Annotated in this window: 22 protein-coding genes; all 22 read right to left on the reverse strand. The window is 66.6% G+C overall.

The features are described 5' to 3' along the window. Positions 1-64: 64 nt before the first annotated feature. Positions 65-859 (reverse strand): twin-arginine translocase subunit TatC, encoded by a 795-nt coding sequence (gene tatC / locus RT697_RS03610; protein WP_312433712.1) that lies wholly within the window; start codon positions 857-859, stop codon positions 65-67. Next, positions 856-1,512 carry a Sec-independent protein translocase protein TatB gene (gene tatB / locus RT697_RS03615; RefSeq protein WP_313697024.1) on the reverse strand — a complete coding sequence of 219 codons (657 nt, stop codon included), beginning with the start codon at positions 1,510-1,512 and terminating at the stop codon, positions 856-858. The genes tatC and tatB overlap by 4 nt, the downstream gene beginning before the upstream one ends. A 75-nt stretch (positions 1,513-1,587) precedes the next feature. Beyond that, positions 1,588-1,815: a Sec-independent protein translocase subunit TatA gene (tatA, locus tag RT697_RS03620; RefSeq protein ID WP_056320404.1), complete on the reverse strand. Its 228-nt coding sequence runs from the start codon at positions 1,813-1,815 to the stop codon at positions 1,588-1,590. A gap of 14 nt (positions 1,816-1,829) precedes the next feature. Next, the gene (locus tag RT697_RS03625; RefSeq protein ID WP_175123915.1) at positions 1,830-2,198 is read right to left on the reverse strand and encodes a histidine triad nucleotide-binding protein; all 369 of its coding nucleotides are present in this window, start codon (positions 2,196-2,198) and stop codon (positions 1,830-1,832) included. 17 nt (positions 2,199-2,215) lie between these two features. Next, positions 2,216-2,566, reverse strand: coding sequence for a phosphoribosyl-ATP diphosphatase (locus RT697_RS03630; RefSeq protein ID WP_313697025.1), 351 nt, complete (start codon positions 2,564-2,566; stop codon positions 2,216-2,218). Then, on the reverse strand, positions 2,563-2,967 hold the full coding sequence (gene hisI, locus RT697_RS03635) for a phosphoribosyl-AMP cyclohydrolase (protein WP_313697026.1): 405 nt from the start codon (positions 2,965-2,967) through the stop codon (positions 2,563-2,565). Before hisI ends, RT697_RS03630 begins: the two co-directional genes overlap by 4 nt. Before the next feature lie 2 nt (positions 2,968-2,969). Next, on the reverse strand, positions 2,970-3,791 hold the full coding sequence (gene hisF, locus RT697_RS03640) for an imidazole glycerol phosphate synthase subunit HisF (protein WP_313697027.1): 822 nt from the start codon (positions 3,789-3,791) through the stop codon (positions 2,970-2,972). Beyond that, on the reverse strand, positions 3,788-4,528 hold the full coding sequence (hisA, locus tag RT697_RS03645; RefSeq protein WP_006224535.1) for a 1-(5-phosphoribosyl)-5-[(5-phosphoribosylamino)methylideneamino]imidazole-4-carboxamide isomerase: 741 nt from the start codon (positions 4,526-4,528) through the stop codon (positions 3,788-3,790). Before hisA ends, hisF begins: the two co-directional genes overlap by 4 nt. A gap of 56 nt (positions 4,529-4,584) precedes the next feature. Further along, on the reverse strand, positions 4,585-5,283 hold the full coding sequence (hisH, locus tag RT697_RS03650; protein WP_175123911.1) for an imidazole glycerol phosphate synthase subunit HisH: 699 nt from the start codon (positions 5,281-5,283) through the stop codon (positions 4,585-4,587). Between the two features lie 53 nt (positions 5,284-5,336). Beyond that, positions 5,337-5,924, reverse strand: a complete 588-nt coding sequence (gene hisB, locus RT697_RS03655; RefSeq protein ID WP_008160445.1) for an imidazoleglycerol-phosphate dehydratase HisB — start codon at positions 5,922-5,924, stop codon at positions 5,337-5,339. A 1-nt stretch (position 5,925) separates the two neighbouring features. Further along, complete coding sequence (hisC, locus tag RT697_RS03660; RefSeq protein WP_313697028.1) at positions 5,926-7,029, reverse strand: histidinol-phosphate transaminase; 1,104 nt, start codon at positions 7,027-7,029, stop codon at positions 5,926-5,928. Continuing rightward, a complete protein-coding gene (gene hisD, locus RT697_RS03665) occupies positions 7,026-8,330 on the reverse strand; it encodes a histidinol dehydrogenase (RefSeq protein ID WP_313697029.1) in 1,305 nt (434 codons plus the stop codon). Before hisD ends, hisC begins: the two co-directional genes overlap by 4 nt. Positions 8,331-8,402: 72 nt before the next feature. Further along, a complete protein-coding gene (gene hisG / locus RT697_RS03670) occupies positions 8,403-9,077 on the reverse strand; it encodes an ATP phosphoribosyltransferase (RefSeq protein ID WP_056565602.1) in 675 nt (224 codons plus the stop codon). Beyond that, on the reverse strand, positions 9,074-10,345 hold the full coding sequence (gene murA, locus RT697_RS03675) for a UDP-N-acetylglucosamine 1-carboxyvinyltransferase (RefSeq protein WP_313697104.1): 1,272 nt from the start codon (positions 10,343-10,345) through the stop codon (positions 9,074-9,076). Before murA ends, hisG begins: the two co-directional genes overlap by 4 nt. Beyond that, positions 10,345-10,590 (reverse strand): BolA family protein, encoded by a 246-nt coding sequence (locus tag RT697_RS03680; protein ID WP_313697030.1) that lies wholly within the window; start codon positions 10,588-10,590, stop codon positions 10,345-10,347. Before RT697_RS03680 ends, murA begins: the two co-directional genes overlap by 1 nt. A 5-nt stretch (positions 10,591-10,595) precedes the next feature. Continuing rightward, the gene (locus RT697_RS03685) at positions 10,596-11,408 is read right to left on the reverse strand and encodes an ABC transporter permease (RefSeq protein WP_313697031.1); all 813 of its coding nucleotides are present in this window, start codon (positions 11,406-11,408) and stop codon (positions 10,596-10,598) included. Continuing rightward, positions 11,405-12,217 carry an ABC transporter ATP-binding protein gene (locus tag RT697_RS03690; RefSeq protein WP_313697032.1) on the reverse strand — a complete coding sequence of 271 codons (813 nt, stop codon included), beginning with the start codon at positions 12,215-12,217 and terminating at the stop codon, positions 11,405-11,407. Before RT697_RS03690 ends, RT697_RS03685 begins: the two co-directional genes overlap by 4 nt. Before the next feature lie 174 nt (positions 12,218-12,391). Continuing rightward, complete coding sequence (locus RT697_RS03695; protein WP_313697033.1) at positions 12,392-13,021, reverse strand: ABC transporter substrate-binding protein; 630 nt, start codon at positions 13,019-13,021, stop codon at positions 12,392-12,394. 38 nt (positions 13,022-13,059) lie between these two features. Then, positions 13,060-13,869, reverse strand: a complete 810-nt coding sequence (locus RT697_RS03700) for a VacJ family lipoprotein (RefSeq protein ID WP_313697034.1) — start codon at positions 13,867-13,869, stop codon at positions 13,060-13,062. Positions 13,870-13,951: 82 nt separating this feature from the next. Further along, on the reverse strand, positions 13,952-14,452 hold the full coding sequence (gene mlaD, locus RT697_RS03705) for an outer membrane lipid asymmetry maintenance protein MlaD (RefSeq protein WP_175123902.1): 501 nt from the start codon (positions 14,450-14,452) through the stop codon (positions 13,952-13,954). 12 nt (positions 14,453-14,464) lie between these two features. Beyond that, positions 14,465-15,253, reverse strand: a complete 789-nt coding sequence (mlaE, locus tag RT697_RS03710) for a lipid asymmetry maintenance ABC transporter permease subunit MlaE (RefSeq protein ID WP_313697035.1) — start codon at positions 15,251-15,253, stop codon at positions 14,465-14,467. Then, positions 15,250-16,086, reverse strand: a complete 837-nt coding sequence (locus RT697_RS03715; RefSeq protein ID WP_313697036.1) for an ABC transporter ATP-binding protein — start codon at positions 16,084-16,086, stop codon at positions 15,250-15,252. Before RT697_RS03715 ends, mlaE begins: the two co-directional genes overlap by 4 nt. Positions 16,087-16,338: the final 252 nt, after the last annotated feature.

Genomic DNA, 16,338 nt, shown 5'->3' on the forward strand with positions numbered 1-16,338 from the left:
GGTGAAACGGTCCGCTTTTATGCGGACCGTTCTGGTTTTCTTCTGCCTTGCCGGCTGGCCGGCTTCAGTGGCGTTCGGTCAGGGAATCGGCGGCGGCGTCGTCTGCCGCCGCACTCCCTTTTGGTGTGACCATCCGGGCGCAGATCAGCCCGACTTCATAGAGCAGGCACAGCGGCACCGCCAGCATGAACTGGCTGACCACGTCGGGCGGGGTGACGACGGCGGCGATGATGAAGGCGCCGACGACCACGTAGCCGCGCGCGGCCTTCAGCTTGGACAACTCGACCACGCCCATCTTCACCAGCAGCACCACGGCCACGGGGACTTCGAAGGTGATGCCGAACGCCATGAACATCGTCATGACGAAGCTCAGGTAGGCCTCGATGTCCGGCGCCGGGGTGATGGACTGCGGCGCGAACGTGGCGATGAAGTGGAACACCGTGCGGAACACCACGAAATAGCAAAACGCCATGCCCGCGATGAAGAGAAAGGTGCTGGAAACGATGAGCGGCAGCGCCAGGCGCTTCTCGTGCCGGTACAGCCCCGGGGCCACGAAAGCCCAAGCCTGATACAGCACCACGGGCAGCGCCACGATGAACGCGGCCATCATCGTGACCTTGACCGGCACCATGAAGGGCGTGATGACGCCGGTGGCGATCATGCGGGTGCCTTCGGGCAGCGAGGCCAGCATGGGGGCGGCCAGCACGTCATAGATGGCCGACGCGCCGGGATAGATGAAGAGCACGATGAACACGGCCACCACGGCGCCGACAGCGCGCAGCAGGCGGGTGCGCAGCTCGACCAGGTGGGAGATGAAGGTCTCTTGCTGGCCTTCTTCTTGGGTTGCGTCCTGGGTCACGACGAAGTTCCGGAGGGCGAGACGGGCTTGGCGGCGGGCGCGGCGACGTCAGCCGCGGGCGCGCTGGGCGCCGGGGCGGGTTGTTGAGGGGCGGCGGCCGGACGCGGTGCGGGCTCGGCGGCGGGCAGGTCCAGGTCCAGATTGTGGTTCTGGCTGGGCGGCGCGATGGTGCGCGCGGGCTCAGCGGGTGCGCCAGCGGCGGACGCGTCGGCAGTGGGCGATCCTGCGGCGGGCGAACCTGTGGCAGGCGAACCTGCGGCAGGCGCCCCTGCGGCAGGCGATTGCGCAGCGTCAGCCACTTGGACAGTCACCGGCGCCTGCGCAACGGCCGGCGTGGCCTTGCCGCTGGCTTCGCGGGCGACTTCGTCGAGTTCGGCGCGGAACTGCTGAACGGGTTCCTGCAGCGAGGCCCCGGTTTCGTTCAGCGATTGCTGCACGCCCTGGGCCGCGTCTTCCATTTCGGTCTTGAACTTGCGGAGTTCGTCGAGTTCGATTTCGCGCTGGATATCGGACTTGACGTCATTGACGTAACGCTGCGCGCGCCCGAGCAGGTGGCCGACGGTGCGGGCAACCTTGGGCAGGCGTTCGGGGCCGATGACGATCAGGGCGACGACGCCGATCACCATCAGTTCAGTGAGGCTGACATCAAACATTCGACGGCCGCTAGGGAATTGAAGCAATAAGGGCCGGCCCGTTCAGGGCTGGCCCGGAGGGAGACTGGCTGACGCTCAGGAGTTGGACTTTTCCTTGGCCTGCACGTCGATGGTGTCGCCGGCGACGCGCTGTTGCGTGACCGGTTCAGCGGGCTTGTCGCTGTTGGCTTCCTTCATGCCGTCCTTGAAGCCCTTGACCGCGCCGCCCAGATCGCCGCCGATGTTGCGCAGCTTCTTGGTGCCGAAAATGAGCGCAACGATGACGAGGACGACCAACCAATGCCAAATGCTGAAACTACCCATGATGATTCTCCGAATTACGCAGTGGGGGCCACGCGCCCTTTCCAGGGACGCGAGCCGCCGATGATGTGGAAATGCAGATGCGGGACTTCCTGGCCGCCTTCGACGCCAGAATTGATCATGATGCGAAATCCGCCATCAGGGCCCGGACGGCAACCGTTCTCGGCGGCAAGCCGCGGCGCCAACGACATCATTCTACCCAACCAATCTGCGTCCTCGCCCGTAATATCCTGCATGGATGTGACATGACGTCGGGGGATCAGCAGTAAATGTACCGGCGCGGCGGGATTGATATCGTGGAATGCAACAAAGTCCTGGTCCTCGTAGACCTTCTTGGACGGGATTTCGCCGGCGGCGATCTTGCAGAAAAGGCAGTTGTCGCTCATGGGTTGGGTTTCCGTGGTCAGTCCTTGGGGCGGCTTGCCTTTTCCACCAGGCCCGACAGGCCTTCGCGGCGGGCCAGCTCAGCCAGCACGTCTTCGGGCCGCAGGTTGAAATGCGTCAGCGCCACCAGGCAATGGAACCACAGATCGGCGGTCTCGCTGACGATGCGGTCGGGCACGCCGTCCTTGGCGGCCATGACCAGTTCCGTGGCTTCTTCCCCGATCTTCTTCAGGAAGGCATCCGGCCCCTTGGCCAGCAGCTTGGCCGTGTAGGAGGCGGAAGGATCGCCGCCGTTTTGCGGACGGCGGGTTTCCAGGGTGTCTGCAATGCGGGCCAGGATGTCGGCCGCGGACAGAGTCTGATCGGTCATTTGTAGATGAGTTCCGGGTCTTTGAGCACCGGATCCACCGTGACCCAGGACGCGTGATCGGTCTGGCCTTCCAGACGGCGGAAGAAGCAGCTGGCGCGGCCGGTATGGCAGGCGATGCCGCCTTCCTGGTGGACCTTCAGCAGCACCACGTCGCCGTCGCAATCCAGGCGCAGTTCGTGCACTTGCTGGACGTGGCCGGACTCTTCGCCCTTGCGCCACAGGCGCTGGCGCGAGCGTGACCAGTACACGGCGCGGCCGGTGGCGGCCGTTTCGGCCAGGGATTCGCGGTTCATCCACGCCACCATCATGATCTGGCCGTTGTCGGCGTCTTGGGCGATGGCGGGGATCAGGCCGTTTTCGTCGAAGACGACGTCGGCCAGCCAGGCGGGTTCGTTGCTCATAATCAGTCCAATCGTACGGCGATGCCTTGTTCGGCCATGAAGTGCTTGCACTCGCCGACGGTATGCTGGCCAAAATGGAAGATGCTGGCGGCCAGCACCGCGCTGGCGCGGCCGGTGGTGACGCCGTCGGCCAGATGCTGCAGGTTGCCCACGCCGCCCGAGGCGATGACGGGCACCGGCACGGCGTCCGAGACGGTGCGGGTCAGTTCGAGGTCAAAGCCGGACTTGGTGCCGTCGCGGTCCATGCTGGTCAGCAGGATTTCGCCGGCGCCATAGGCGGCCATGCGGCGCGCCCACGCCACGGCGTCCAGGCCGGTGGCCTTGCGGCCGCCGTGTGTGAAGACTTCCCAGCGCGCCGGTTCGCCGGGCGCGGACACGCGGCGGGCGTCGATGGCCACGACCACGCATTGCGAGCCGTGGTAGTCCGACGCGGCGCGAACCAGGTCGGGATTGGCCACCGCGGCGCTGTTGATGCTGATCTTGTCGGCGCCGGCGTTGAGCAGGCGCTGGATGTCGGACACCTGGCGCACGCCGCCGCCTACCGTCAGCGGAATGAAGACCTGCGACGCCACCTGCTCGATGATGGGCAGGATCAGGTCGCGGCCATCGCTGGTGGCGGTGATGTCCAGGAACGTGAGTTCGTCGGCGCCCTGCTCGTTGTAGCGGCGGGCGATCTCGACGGGGTCGCCCGCGTCGAGCAGGTTGACGAAGTTCACGCCCTTGACGACGCGGCCGGCCGTGACGTCAAGGCAGGGAATGATGCGGCGGGTCAGCGCGTTCTGCGCGGACGCGCCGGCCCCGGGGGTGTTGCTGGATATGGTCATTTTGCCAATTCGTCGGCGCGCGCCTGCGCGGCCTGGAAGTCGAGCGTGCCTTCGTAGATGCTGCGGCCCAGGATGGCGCCTTCGACGCCCTCTTCCTCGACGGCGCACAGCGCCTCGATGTCCTGGATGCCGGCGATGCCGCCCGAGGCGTACACGGGAATGCGCACGTGCTGGGCCAGGCGGACCGTGGCTTCGACGTTGACGCCCGACAACATGCCGTCGCGGCCGATGTCGGTGTAGATGATGGCTTCGCAGCCGTAGTCTTCGAACTTCTTGGCCAGATCCAGCACGTCGTGACGGGTGAGTTTGCTCCAGCCGTCGGTGGCGATCTTGCCGTCGCGGGCGTCCAGGCCGACGATGATCTGGCCGGGGAAGGCGCCGCAGGCGTCCTGCAGGAAGCCCGGGTTCTTGACCGCGGCGGTGCCGATGATGACGTACGAGATGCCGGCGTCGAGGTAGCGCTCGATGGTGTCGAGGTCGCGGATGCCGCCGCCGATCTGGACGGGAATGTCGTCGCCGACGGCGTCCAGGATCGCCTTGATCGGCGCTTCGTTCTTGGGCTTGCCGGCGACGGCGCCGTTCAGGTCGACCAGATGCAGGCGGCGGGCGCCCTGGTCCAGCCAGCGGGTGGCCATGGCGGCGGGGTCTTCGGAGAACACCGTTGCATCGTCCAGGTCACCCTGGCGCAGGCGAACGCAGCGCCCGTCTTTGAGGTCGATGGCGGGGATCAGCAGCATGGTTGGCAGCGAGTAAGAAAGTGGGGTTGAACGGGCTGGCGCACGCGGCTCAAGGCCTAGGGCTGCCAGTCTACAAAATTGCGATACAGGCGCAAACCGTGCTCGGCGCTTTTTTCGGGGTGGAACTGCACCGCGAAAATGTTAGCTGCCGCCACCGCGCAGGTAAAGGCGACGCCATAATCGGTTTCACCAACCGTCAGGCCCGGATCGGCCGGATCGGCGTAATAACTGTGGACGAAATAGAAGTGCGAGTCGTCCGGAATGCCGTCCCAGATCGGGTGAGAGCGGGTGTGACGGACTTTGTTCCAGCCCATGTGCGGGACCTTCAGGCGCTCGGGACGGGTGTCCACGAGACCTGCCGCGCCCGTGTCGGCCAGGCACGCCTCGTCGTCGGCGGGGATCAGGTCGGCAAAGCCGGGGCCGGAAAAGCGGCGCACGACGCCCGGGAACAGTCCCAGGCAGGCGGTGCCGCCCTCTTCGCTGGATTCGAACAGCATCTGTTCGCCGACGCAGACGCCCAGCAGGGGCTTTTCGCGGGCGGCACGCACGACGGCGTCGCGCAGGCCGGATTCGTTCAGGGTGCGCATGCAGTCCGCCATGGCGCCCTGGCCCGGGAAGACCACGCGGTCGGCGGCAGCGATTTCCTGGGGCTGGTTGCAGATGCGGATGTCGGCGTCAGGCGCGGCGTATTTCAGGGCGCGTGCGACGGAATGGAAATTGCCCATTCCATAGTCGACGATGGCGATAGTGGTCACTTCTGTCTGCCTGGTGCGGTGCGAAAGTGGATTGCGTACGTTACAGCAGTGCCTTACAGCACGCCCTTGGTGGACGGCACGACGTCGCCCATGCGGGGGTCGACTTCGAGGGCCATGCGCAGCGCGCGGCCACAGGCCTTGAACACGGTTTCCGCCTGGTGGTGCGAGTTGAAGCCGCGCAGGTTGTCGATGTGCATCGTGATCAGCGCGTGATTGACCAGGCCCTGGAAGAATTCGCGCGTGAGGTCCACGTCGAAGCTGCCGATGTGCGAGCGGGTGAAGGGGATGTGGTATTCCAGGCCGGGACGGCCGGAAAAGTCGACCACGACGCGCGACAGGGCTTCGTCCAGCGGCACGTAGGCATGCCCGTAGCGGCGCAGACCGGCCTTGGTGCCCGCCGCCTTGGCGATGGCCATGCCCAGCGTGATGCCCACGTCTTCCACCGTGTGATGCGCGTCGATGTGCAGGTCGCCCTCGGCCTTGATGTCCAGGTCGATCAGGCCGTGACGCGCGATCTGGTCCAGCATGTGGTCCAGGAAGGGCACGCCCGTGTCGATCGTCTGCTTGCCGGTGCCGTCGAGGTTGATGGCCACGCGGATGCGGGTTTCGTTGGTGTTGCGGGTGATTTCTGCGGTACGCATGTTAAGCACTCAAGATCTCTTGCAGGGCAGCCAGCAAGGCGGCGTTCTCGGCCGGGGCGCCCACCGAGATGCGCAGGCAGTTGGCCAGCAGCGGATGGGCATTGGAGAAGTTGCGAATCAATATTTTGCGCGTTTTCAGGGCAAGATGCACGGCGTTGCCATCGAGCTTGCCGGAAAAGCGGGCGAGTATGAAGTTGGCGGCGGAAGGGAATACCCTGACGCCGGGCAGTTGCGCCAGTGCCGCGGCCAGCGGTTCGCGGTCCGCGCGCAGCCGGGCGGCCTGCTCGTCCAGCACGGCCTTGTGGCGCAGCACGGCCAGCAGCGTTGCCTGGGTCAGCACGTTCAGGTTGTACGGCGGACGCACCTTGTTCAACTCGGCGATCCACGCGGGATGCCCGGCCAGGTAGCCGAAACGCAGGCCGGCCAGGCCGATCTTGGACACCGTGCGCATGACGACGACGTTGGGCGCATCCAGCACCTGCGGCATCCAGGTGTAGTCCGCGAACGGCTGGTAGGCCTCGTCGATCACCACCAGTCCCGGCGCGGCCTGGATGATGGCGTTGACGTCTTCCGGCGACCACAGGCCGCCGGTGGGGTTGTTGGGGGTGGCCAGGAACACGAGCTTGGGCTGGTGTTCGCGGATGGCGGCCAGCATGGCCGGCAGGTCCAAGGCCAGGTCCGCGGTCAGCGGCACGCCCACGAAGCGCGCGTGATCGAAGCGGGCCGCCATGTCGAAATACACGAACGACGGCCAGGGCGACAGCACCGCGTCGCCCGGGTTGCAGCACGCCTGCACCATCAGGTGGATGAGTTCGTCCGAGCCGTTGCCGAACAGCACGTCCGCGGCGTCCGGTACGCCAAAGGCCGTCTTGACGGCGGCCTCGAGCGCGGACAGGTCGGCGGACGGATAACGGTTCAGGGGCAGATCGCGAACAGCGCGCGCGATGTCGTCGCGCACGGCCTCGGGCAGCTCGTACGGGCACTCCATGGCGTCCAGCTTGATGCAGCCTTCGGCATGGGCGACCGGGTACGCCGCCAACTCGCGGATGTCGGCGCGGACGGTGCCTTCGATGCGGCCGGCGACGTCCGCCGGTCCCGCGCTCATGGCTTGTCGATCCGGTACTGGGCGCTGGCGGCGTGCGCCTGCAGGCCCTCGCCCAGCGCCAGTTCGGCGGCAATACGGCCCAGCGTCTGCGCGCCGGCGTGCGAGACCTGGATCAGGCTGGAACGCTTCTGGAAGTCATAGACCCCCAGCGGCGACGAGAAGCGCGCCGTGCGCGAGGTGGGCAGCACGTGGTTCGGGCCGGCGCAATAGTCGCCCAGCGCTTCCGAGCTGAAACGGCCCATGAAGATGGCGCCGGCGTGGCGGATGCGGGCGGTCCAGACCTCGGGCTGCTCGGTGGAGATTTCGAGGTGCTCGGGGGCGATGTCGTTGGCGATCTGGCAGGCTTCTTCCAGGTCGCGCACCAGGATCAGCGCGCCGCGGTTGGCCAGGCTGACGCGCAGGATGTCGGCGCGCGGCATGGTGGGCAGCAGGCGGGCGATGGACGCTTCGACTTCTTCGATGAAGGCGGCGTCGGGGCAAAGCAGGATGGACTGGGCCAGTTCGTCGTGCTCGGCCTGCGAGAACAGGTCCATGGCGATCCAGTCGGCCGGCGTCTTGCCGTCGCAGATGACCAGGATTTCGCTGGGGCCGGCGATCATGTCGATGCCGACGACGCCGAACACGCGGCGCTTGGCGGCCGCGACGTAGGCGTTGCCCGGGCCGACGATCTTGTCCACGGCCGGCACGGTATCGGTGCCATAGGCCAGCGCGCCCACGGCCTGCGCGCCGCCGATGGCGAACACGCGGTCCACGCCGCTGATGGCGGCCGCGGCCAGCACGATGGGATTGCGCACGCCGTCAGGCGTGGGCGTGACCATGACCAGTTCCTGCACGCCCGCGACCTTGGCCGGGATGGCGTTCATCAGCACCGACGACGGATAGGCCGCCTTGCCGCCGGGCACGTACAGGCCCACGCGGTCCAGCGGGGTGACCTGCTGGCCCAGCAGCGTGCCGTCGGCTTCGGTGTAGGTCCAGGTCTCGGCGCGCTGGCGCTCGTGGTAGGCGCGCACGCGGTCGGCGGCGGCTTCCAGCGCATTGCGCTGGGCGGCCGGCAACGCGGCCAGGGCCGCATGCCAATCGGCCTTGGGGATCTCCAGCGTATGGACCGCCGCGTCCGGCATGCGGTCGAACCGCTGCGTGTATTCCACCAGCGCGGCGTCGCCGCGGGTGCGCACGTCGGCCAGGATGCTGGCGGCGGCGCGGTCGATGGATTCGTCCTCGGTGGCCTCGAAGGCCAGCAGCGTGGACAGGGCGGTTTTGAAACCGGGATCGCGGGAGTCGAGACGATTGATCAGGGCCATGGCGTCATGGAGCAAAGCAGGAAACGGTATCGGGTATCGCCCGCCGCGCCGGGCGCGGCGGGCGGTCGGGAATCAGACGTTGCGGGAGGCGGCTCTTGCGAAGGCGTCCAGCAGCGGTTGCAGGCGGTCGCCGCGGGTCTTCAGTGCAGCCTGGTTGACGATCAGGCGCGACGATATCGGCATGACGTCTTCCACGGCAACCAGGTCGTTGGCGCGCAGCGTGCCGCCGGTGGACACCAGGTCGACGATGCAGTCGGCCAGGCCGACCAGCGGCGCGAGTTCCATCGAACCATACAGCTTGATGATGTCGACGTACACACCCTTGGCCGCGAAGTGTTCACGGGCTGATTGCACGTACTTGGTGGCCACGCGCAGGCGCGCGCCCTGGTGGACGGCGGCCTCGTAGTCGAAGCCGTTGCGCACGGCCACGGCCAGGCGGCACTTGGCGATGTTCAGGTCGATCGGCTGGTACAGGCCGCCGGGTTGTTCCTTGGCGTGCTCGATCAGCACGTCCTTGCCCGCGATGCCCAGGTCGGCCGCGCCGTACTGCACGTACGTGGGCACGTCGGAAGCGCGCACGATGATAAGGCGCAGGCCGGGATCGCTGGTGGGCAGGATGAGCTTGCGCGAGCTTTCCGGGTTTTCCGGAACGTCGATGCCGGCTTCCGCCAGCAGCGGCATGGTTTCTTCGAAGATGCGGCCCTTGGACAGCGCCAGGGTCAGGGGGGTGACGGAGGCATTGCTCATTGAGCCTGTTCCTTGCCGGTAACTCGTTGGATATTCGCGCCCAGGGCGCGCAGTTTCACTTCCATCTGGTCGTAGCCGCGATCCAGGTGGTAGATGCGGTCGACCAGCGTGTCGCCGTCGGCGGCCAGGCCGGCGATGACGAGGCTGGCCGAGGCGCGCAGGTCGGTCGCCATGACGGTGGCGCCCGACAGGCGCGGCACGCCGCGCACGATGGCGGTGTGGCCGTCGATGTCGATCTGGGCGCCCATGCGGCGCAGTTCCTGCACGTGCATGAAGCGGTTTTCGAAGATGGTCTCGACGATGACCGACGTGCCGTCGGCCACGGCGTTCAGCGCCATCAGTTGGGCCTGCATGTCGGTGGCAAAGCCCGGATACTCGTGCGTGCGAAAGCCCACGGCCTTGGGACGCTTGTCCATGGCGCCGCGGATCCAGTCCGGGCCGGTTTCGATGGTCAGGCCCGCTTCGATCAGCTTGTCCAGCGTCGCGCCCAGGATGCCGGCATCGGCGTTCTTGAGCAGGATGTCGCCGCCGGCCGCGCCCACCGCGCACAGGAAGGTGCCGGCTTCGATGCGGTCGGAGATGACGCGATGCTCGGCGCCGTGCAGGCGGTCGACGCCGTCGATCACGATGCGGTCGGTGCCGTGGCCCTGGATGCGGGCGCCCATCTTGATGAGCAGTTCGGCCAGGTCCACGACTTCGGGTTCGCGCGCGGCGTTTTCCAGCACGGTGCGGCCTTCGGCCAGCACGGCGGCCATCAGCAGGTTTTCCGTGCCGGTGACCGTGACCATGTCGGTGCGGATGGAGGCGCCCTTCAGGCGCTTGGCGCGCGCCACGACGAAGCCGTGCTCGATGCTGATTTCCGCGCCCAGTGCGGCCAGGCCCTTGATGTGCTGGTCGACCGGACGCTGGCCGATGGTGCAGCCGCCCGGCAGGCTGACGCGTGCCTCGCCAAAGCGCGCGACCAGCGGACCCAGCACCAGGATCGAGGCGCGCATCGTCTTGACCAGGTCGTACGGCGCTTCCAGGCTGTCGACGTTGCCGGCCTGCAGCGTGACCACGCCGTCTTCGGCGCGCTCGGCGCGCACGCCCATCTGGGCCAGAAGGCGCAGCATGGTGCCGGTGTCGTTCAGGCGCGGCACGTTGGACAGGACCAGCGTGTCGGCGGTCAGCAGACCCGCGCACAGGATCGGCAGGGCCGAATTCTTGGCGCCGGAAATCGAGATCTCGCCGTGCAGCCGCGCGCCGCCGGTGATGCGTAGCTTGTCCATCATTCGCCCGCTTTGTTGTATTCGGCGGGGGTCAGGGTGCGCAGCGACAGCGCATGGATCTCGGCCTTCATGCGGTCGCCCAGCGCGGCGTAGACGAGCTGGTGACGCTGGATCAGACGCTTGCCTTCGAAGGCATTGCTGACGATGACGGCATCAAAGTGCGACCCGTCGCCCTGCACGTCGAGATGTTCACAGGGCAGGCCATCAGCGATGTATTGGCGGACTTGCGCGGGAGTGGGAAGCATGGACGTCAGTTCCTGAGTTTGTAGCCGCTGGACAGGAGCCGCAGCGCGTAAGTCGAGAGCGCGAGGAACACCGCCGTCACCACCGCCAGGCTGTGCCAGGGCGAGACGTCCGACACCGAGAAGAATCCGTAACGGAATCCGTCGATGGTGTAGAAGATGGGGTTCCAGTGCGAGACGCTTTGCCAGAACGGCGGCAGCGTGTGGATGGAATAGAACACGCCGGACAGGAAGGTCGCCGGCATGATCAGGAAGTTCTGGAAGGCCGCGAGCTGGTCGAATTTCTCGGACCACAGGCCCGCGATCAGCCCAAGCGTGCCCATGATGCCGCACGCCAGCACGGCAAACACCAGCACCCACAGCGGATGCGCGGGCGCCAGCGGCACGAAGAACAGCGCCACGGCCCAGACGCACAGGCCGACCGCGAGACCGCGCGCGATGGCGGCCAACACGTAGGCGCCGAAGATGTCCCGGTGCGACAGCGGCGGCAGCAGCATGAAGACCAGGTTGCCGGTGATGCGGCTTTGGATGAGCGACGAGGACGGGTTGGCGAACGCGTTCTGCAGCATGCTCATCATCATGAGCCCGGGGATCAGGAACGACGTGTAGGGCACGGTGCCGTACACCGTCACGCGCCCTTCCAGCACGTGCGCGAACACCAGCAGGTACAGCAGCGCCGTGATGACGGGCGCGGCGATGGTCTGGAAGCTGACCTTCCAGAAGCGCAGCAATTCCTTGCGCAGCAGCGTGGGAAAACCGGATCCCGCGTCCAGGCGGGGCTGCACCAGCGGCTGGCCGGCAGACGTGGCGGGCTGGGTCATGATGAGATCTCTTCGGGTTGCAGGGCGCGCGCGCCAGGCTCGTCGTCCTGGTGCATGATGCGCACGAAGGCGTCTTCCAGGTCCACGCCGCCCACGCGAGCCAGGAGAGCCTGCGTGGTATCCAGCGCCACGATGCGTCCGCCCTTGAGCATCGCGATGCGATTGCACAGCGCCTCGGCTTCTTCCAGGTAGTGCGTGGTCAGCATGATGGTGTGGCCGGCTTTGTTCAGCCGCGAGATGAATTCCCACAGCGTGCGGCGCAGGTCCACGTCCACGCCCGCGGTCGGCTCGTCCAGCACGATGACCGGCGGCCGGTGCACCAGCGCCTGCGCCACCAGCACGCGGCGCTTCATGCCGCCGGACAGCGCACGCATGTTGGAATTGGCCTTGTCGGCCAGGCCCAGGTTGAACAGGATTTCGTCGATCCAGTCGTCGTTCTTGCGCAGGCCGAAATAGCCGGACTGGATGCGCAGCGTCTCGCGCACGGTAAAGAACGGGTCATAGACCAATTCCTGAGGCACGACGCCAAGCGCCCGCCGCGCCGACTTGTAGTCGGCCACGACGTCGTATCCACAGACGGTGGCGCGGCCCGAGGTGGCATGCGCCAGGCCCGCCAGGATGGAAATAAGCGTGGTCTTGCCCGCGCCGTTGGGGCCGAGCAGGCCGAAGAATTCGCCGTGCTCGATATTCAGGCTGACGTTGTCCAGCGCCTGAAAGCCCGGACGGGGCGTGCGCCCGAGCAGCTTCTGCCAGCCGCGCTGGCGCGGCGAGTAGATCTTGGAGACGTTTTCTAGGCTGACGGCGGACATGACGGGGGGAGATGGCCCGAAAAGAGCGAATTGACCATTATATAAGCGCGATGTGGCGGGAACCGGGGATGGCCCCGGCGGCGTTGGGGGCGGCGCGATGTTGCGTCCCCAAAACAATCGGCCCGGCGGACCCCCGAGGGGGCGCGCCGGGCCGAAGCAAGCCTGAGCGGAGCTTTACTTGTTGCGCTGGTTCAGCGCCTGGATCAGGCCGTCGATGCCGTTCTGATTGATCTGCTGGGCGAACTGGTTGCGGTAGTTCTCGATCAGCCAGATGCCTTCGACGTTCATGTCGTAGATCTTCCAGCCCTGCGGCGTCTTTTCCAGGCGGTAGTCAACGCCCACCGGTTGGCTGTTGGACTGGCTGATCAGCGTGCGTACGACCACGTCGTCGGCCTTGGGATCGCCGCGGAACGGCAGGCCGGTGATGGTGGTGCTGGACGTGACGCGGGTCAGCGCGCCGCTGTACGTGCGGATCAGCGTGCCGCGGAAGGCTTCGGCCAGCGCGGTTTTCTGCTGCTCGGAGGCCTGGCGCCAGTAGCGGCCGGCGGCCAGGCGCGTGGTCTTCTGGAAGTTGACGTACGGCAGGATGTGCTGGTCGACGACTTCGTTGATGCGGGCAGTGTTGCCGGCCCGCAGCGCGCCGTCGGACTTCAGGACATCGAGGGCCTCGTTGGCGGCGGTCAAGACGAACTGCTCGGGCGGCCCGTTGGGGTCCGGCTTGGCGTGCGCGGCCGTGGCGGCCGCCAGGCCGACGAGGCCCGTGAACACCAGGCGCTGCAACAGGGAGGGAATGGAAAATCGCATCAAATCTCCTTCAGATACCGAAAGCGCAAGGCCTCAGCTTACTTGTTCGCGGGTTGCGGCGCAGGCACGGGGGCCGGCGCGGGCGCGGCGGGGGTGTCGTCGTCGCCGTCGTCTTCGTAGTTGGGCAGCGAGCCTTCTTCATCGACGCGATGGCCCAGCACCATGGCGGCGCGGCGTTGCAGGAAGGCGTCGCGCACGAAGCTGTACGGGTCGAGCGCCACACGGTCGATGGTGTCGGTGGTGTCGAGCAGGTTGGCGCGCGTATCGACGACGCGCAGGCCCCACAGCGAATTGCGCAGGCGGATGTTGTCGATCGAGTCCACGCCCATGTAGCCGTAGGTCGTGCCGTAGAAGTCGCCCGCCAGCCCGATGCCATCGCGCACGCTGGAGGCGCCGAAGAACGGCAGCACCAGGTACGGGCCTTGGCTGAAGCCCCAGACGCCCAGTGTGGTGCCGAAGTCGTTCGGGATCTTGCGCGCACCATTGGCCGAGGCGACGTCGAAGCAGCCGCCCACGCCCATGGTCGTGTTGAACAGGAAGCGGCCCAGCGTGTTGACGAAGTCGTGGCCGCGGCCCTGCAGGAAGCTGTTGGTGCCGGACCAGAGGTCGCCGACGTTGCTGAAGATGTTGTGGATGCAACTGCGCACCGGCTGCGGCGTCACGAACGTGTAGGCCTGCGCAACGGGCTTGAACACCGCGCGGTCGACCGTGTCGTTGAACTGGTAGACGCCGCGGTTGAAGCCTTCCCAGGGGTCGCGCGGATCCGGATTCTTGGGGGCGGCGCAACCAGCCATCAGCGCGCCCGCGGCGGCGACGGTGGCAATTCGGGAAATAGCTTTCTTATTCATGATCCGGATATCCCTATCAACAATTCTTTTGTTATCGCGACGGCGAGACGCAGCGTTGTAACGGCTTGATCGCGCCGCGCCTTTAATCTTGCGCCTTCGGGGCAGATTCCGGCGCGGCGGTCGTGCCTTGCTTTTCCGCCGACCCGTACAGGAACTGGCTGATCAGTTGCTCCAGGACCACGGCGCTTTGTGTATAGCGGATTTTTCCGCCGTCGGTAAAGTTATCTTCCTCGCTGCCGGCGGTCAGGCCCAGGTATTGCTCGCCCAAGAGGCCGGAGGTCAGGATGGCCGCCGACGAGTCCTTGGGGAACTGGTAGGCCGTTTCCAGATCGACCGAGACGATCGCCTGGAACGTCTTGTCGTCGAAGGAAATGCCCGTGACCCGGCCCACCACCACGCCCGCGCTCTTGACCGGCGCGCGCACCTTGAGGCCGCCTACGTTATCGAAGTTGGCGGTCACGGTATAGGTCGGGGCAAAGGAAAACGTGCTCAAGTTGCCGGCGCGCAACGCCAGGAACCCAAGCGCGATCGCGCCCAGCAATACAAACAGGCCTACCCAGAAGTCGGTTTTTTCGCGTGACATGATCGATCCGTATCAATTTCCAAACATCAAGGCGGTGAGCAGGAAGTCCAGCCCGAGAACCGCCAGGGAGCCCACGACCACGGTGCGCGTGGTGGCGCGGGCAACGCCTTCGGGGGTGGGCTTGGCCTGCCAGCCTTCATAAAGCGCCACCAGCGTCACCGTGACGCCGAAGACGACGCTCTTGATGGCGCCGTTGGCGACGTCTTTCCATACATCGACGCCGCTCTGCATCTGCGACCAGAAGGCGCCCGCGTCCACGCCGATGAGCAGCACGCCCACGACCCAGCCGCCCAGGATGCCCACCATGGAGAACACCGCCGCCAGGATGGGCATCGCGATGATGCCGCCCCACAGGCGCGGCACCAGCACGCGGCGGATCGGGTCGACGGCCATGACTTCCATGGCCGACAGTTGTTCGCCCGCTTTCATGAGGCCGATCTCGGCGGTGAGCGAGGTGCCGGCGCGGCCCGCGAACAGCAGCGCGGTGACCACGGGACCCAGCTCGCGCACCAGCGACAGGGCCACCAGCAGGCCCAGGGCCTCTTCGGAGCCGTAGCGGTTCAGCGTGTAATAACCCTGCAGGCCCAGCACGAAGCCCACGAACATGCCGGAAACGGCAATGATCAGCAGCGAATAATTGCCGATGAAGTGGACCTGCTGCGACACCAGGCGCGGCCGCGACAGCGCGATGCCGCTGCGCGCCAGCATGGCGCCGAAGAAACGGGTGAAGTAGCCAATGGCGGCGACTCGGGAGCGCACCCAGTGGCCGAGTATGGCGATAGCGTTATTGGAAGCGCTCATGCTTTGCGCCCTTTCTGTTGCGACAGCCACTTCTGGAAGGCGGGCGTTTCGGGATACTGGAACGCGACCGGACCGTCCGGCTGGCCTTTGAGGAATTGCTGCACGTACGGGTCCGGCGAGGCGGCCAGCATCTGCGGCGTGCCGGCGGCGGCCAACTGGCCGCGGCCCACCAGGTAGACCTGGTCCGCGATGGCAAAGGATTCCTGCACGTCGTGGGTGATCAGCACCGAGGCGCAGCCCAGCCGGTCGGCAAGGCTGCGGATCAGGCGGGCGGTGATGCCCAGCGAGATCGGGTCCAGCCCCGCAAAGGGTTCGTCGTACAGGATGAGTTCCGGCTCCAGGACCACGGCGCGGGCCAGCGCCACGCGCCGGGCCATGCCGCCGGAGATTTCGGAGACCTTCAGGTGCGCGGCGGCGCGCAGCCCGACGGCATCCAGCTTGTCGAGCACGCGGTCGGTGACCTCGGCCTCGCTGATGCGGGTGTGTTCGCGCAGCGGAAACGCCACGTTTTCGAAGACGTTCAGGTCGGTGAACAGCGCGCCCTGCTGGAACAGCACCCCCATGCGCTTGCGCAGGGACTGCACTTCGGTGCGGGAGGCGGCGCCGATATCCTGGCCAAATGCCAGCACGCGGCCCTGCTGGGCGGTGATCTGGCCGGTGGCCGCACGCAGCAGCGTGGTCTTGCCGGAGCCGGAGCCGCCCATGACTGCCACCACCTGGCCCGCCCGGACGTCCATGGAAATATCGCGCAAGACGGTGAAATCACCGTAGCCAAGCGCCACACCTTCCAGGCGCAGGGCGAATTCCGGGGTGCTGCTGGTTTGAGCGGGCATGGGCAACGAAAGGGAGTTTCGGCGGCGGAGCTTGCCCTGCTGTCCTGTCGACACGCGGGACCGAAGACCTGGCCGGCGCGGGCAAGACAGGCTGCGTCGGGAAGCGCCCTGTTACTCAGATGCCGGGGCAAGCGTAAGCGTTCGCTCCCGGCGGCGAGGCGCCATTGTAGCCCGACGCTGTGCAATCACAATTGGAGTGGCCGCCCGTGGAACAGTGTTTTCGGCTTCAGGAACAATTCGGCCGTCCCCGAT

The organism is Achromobacter sp., from assembly GCF_032113835.1.
Classification (GTDB): Bacteria; Pseudomonadota; Gammaproteobacteria; order Burkholderiales; family Burkholderiaceae_B; genus Achromobacter.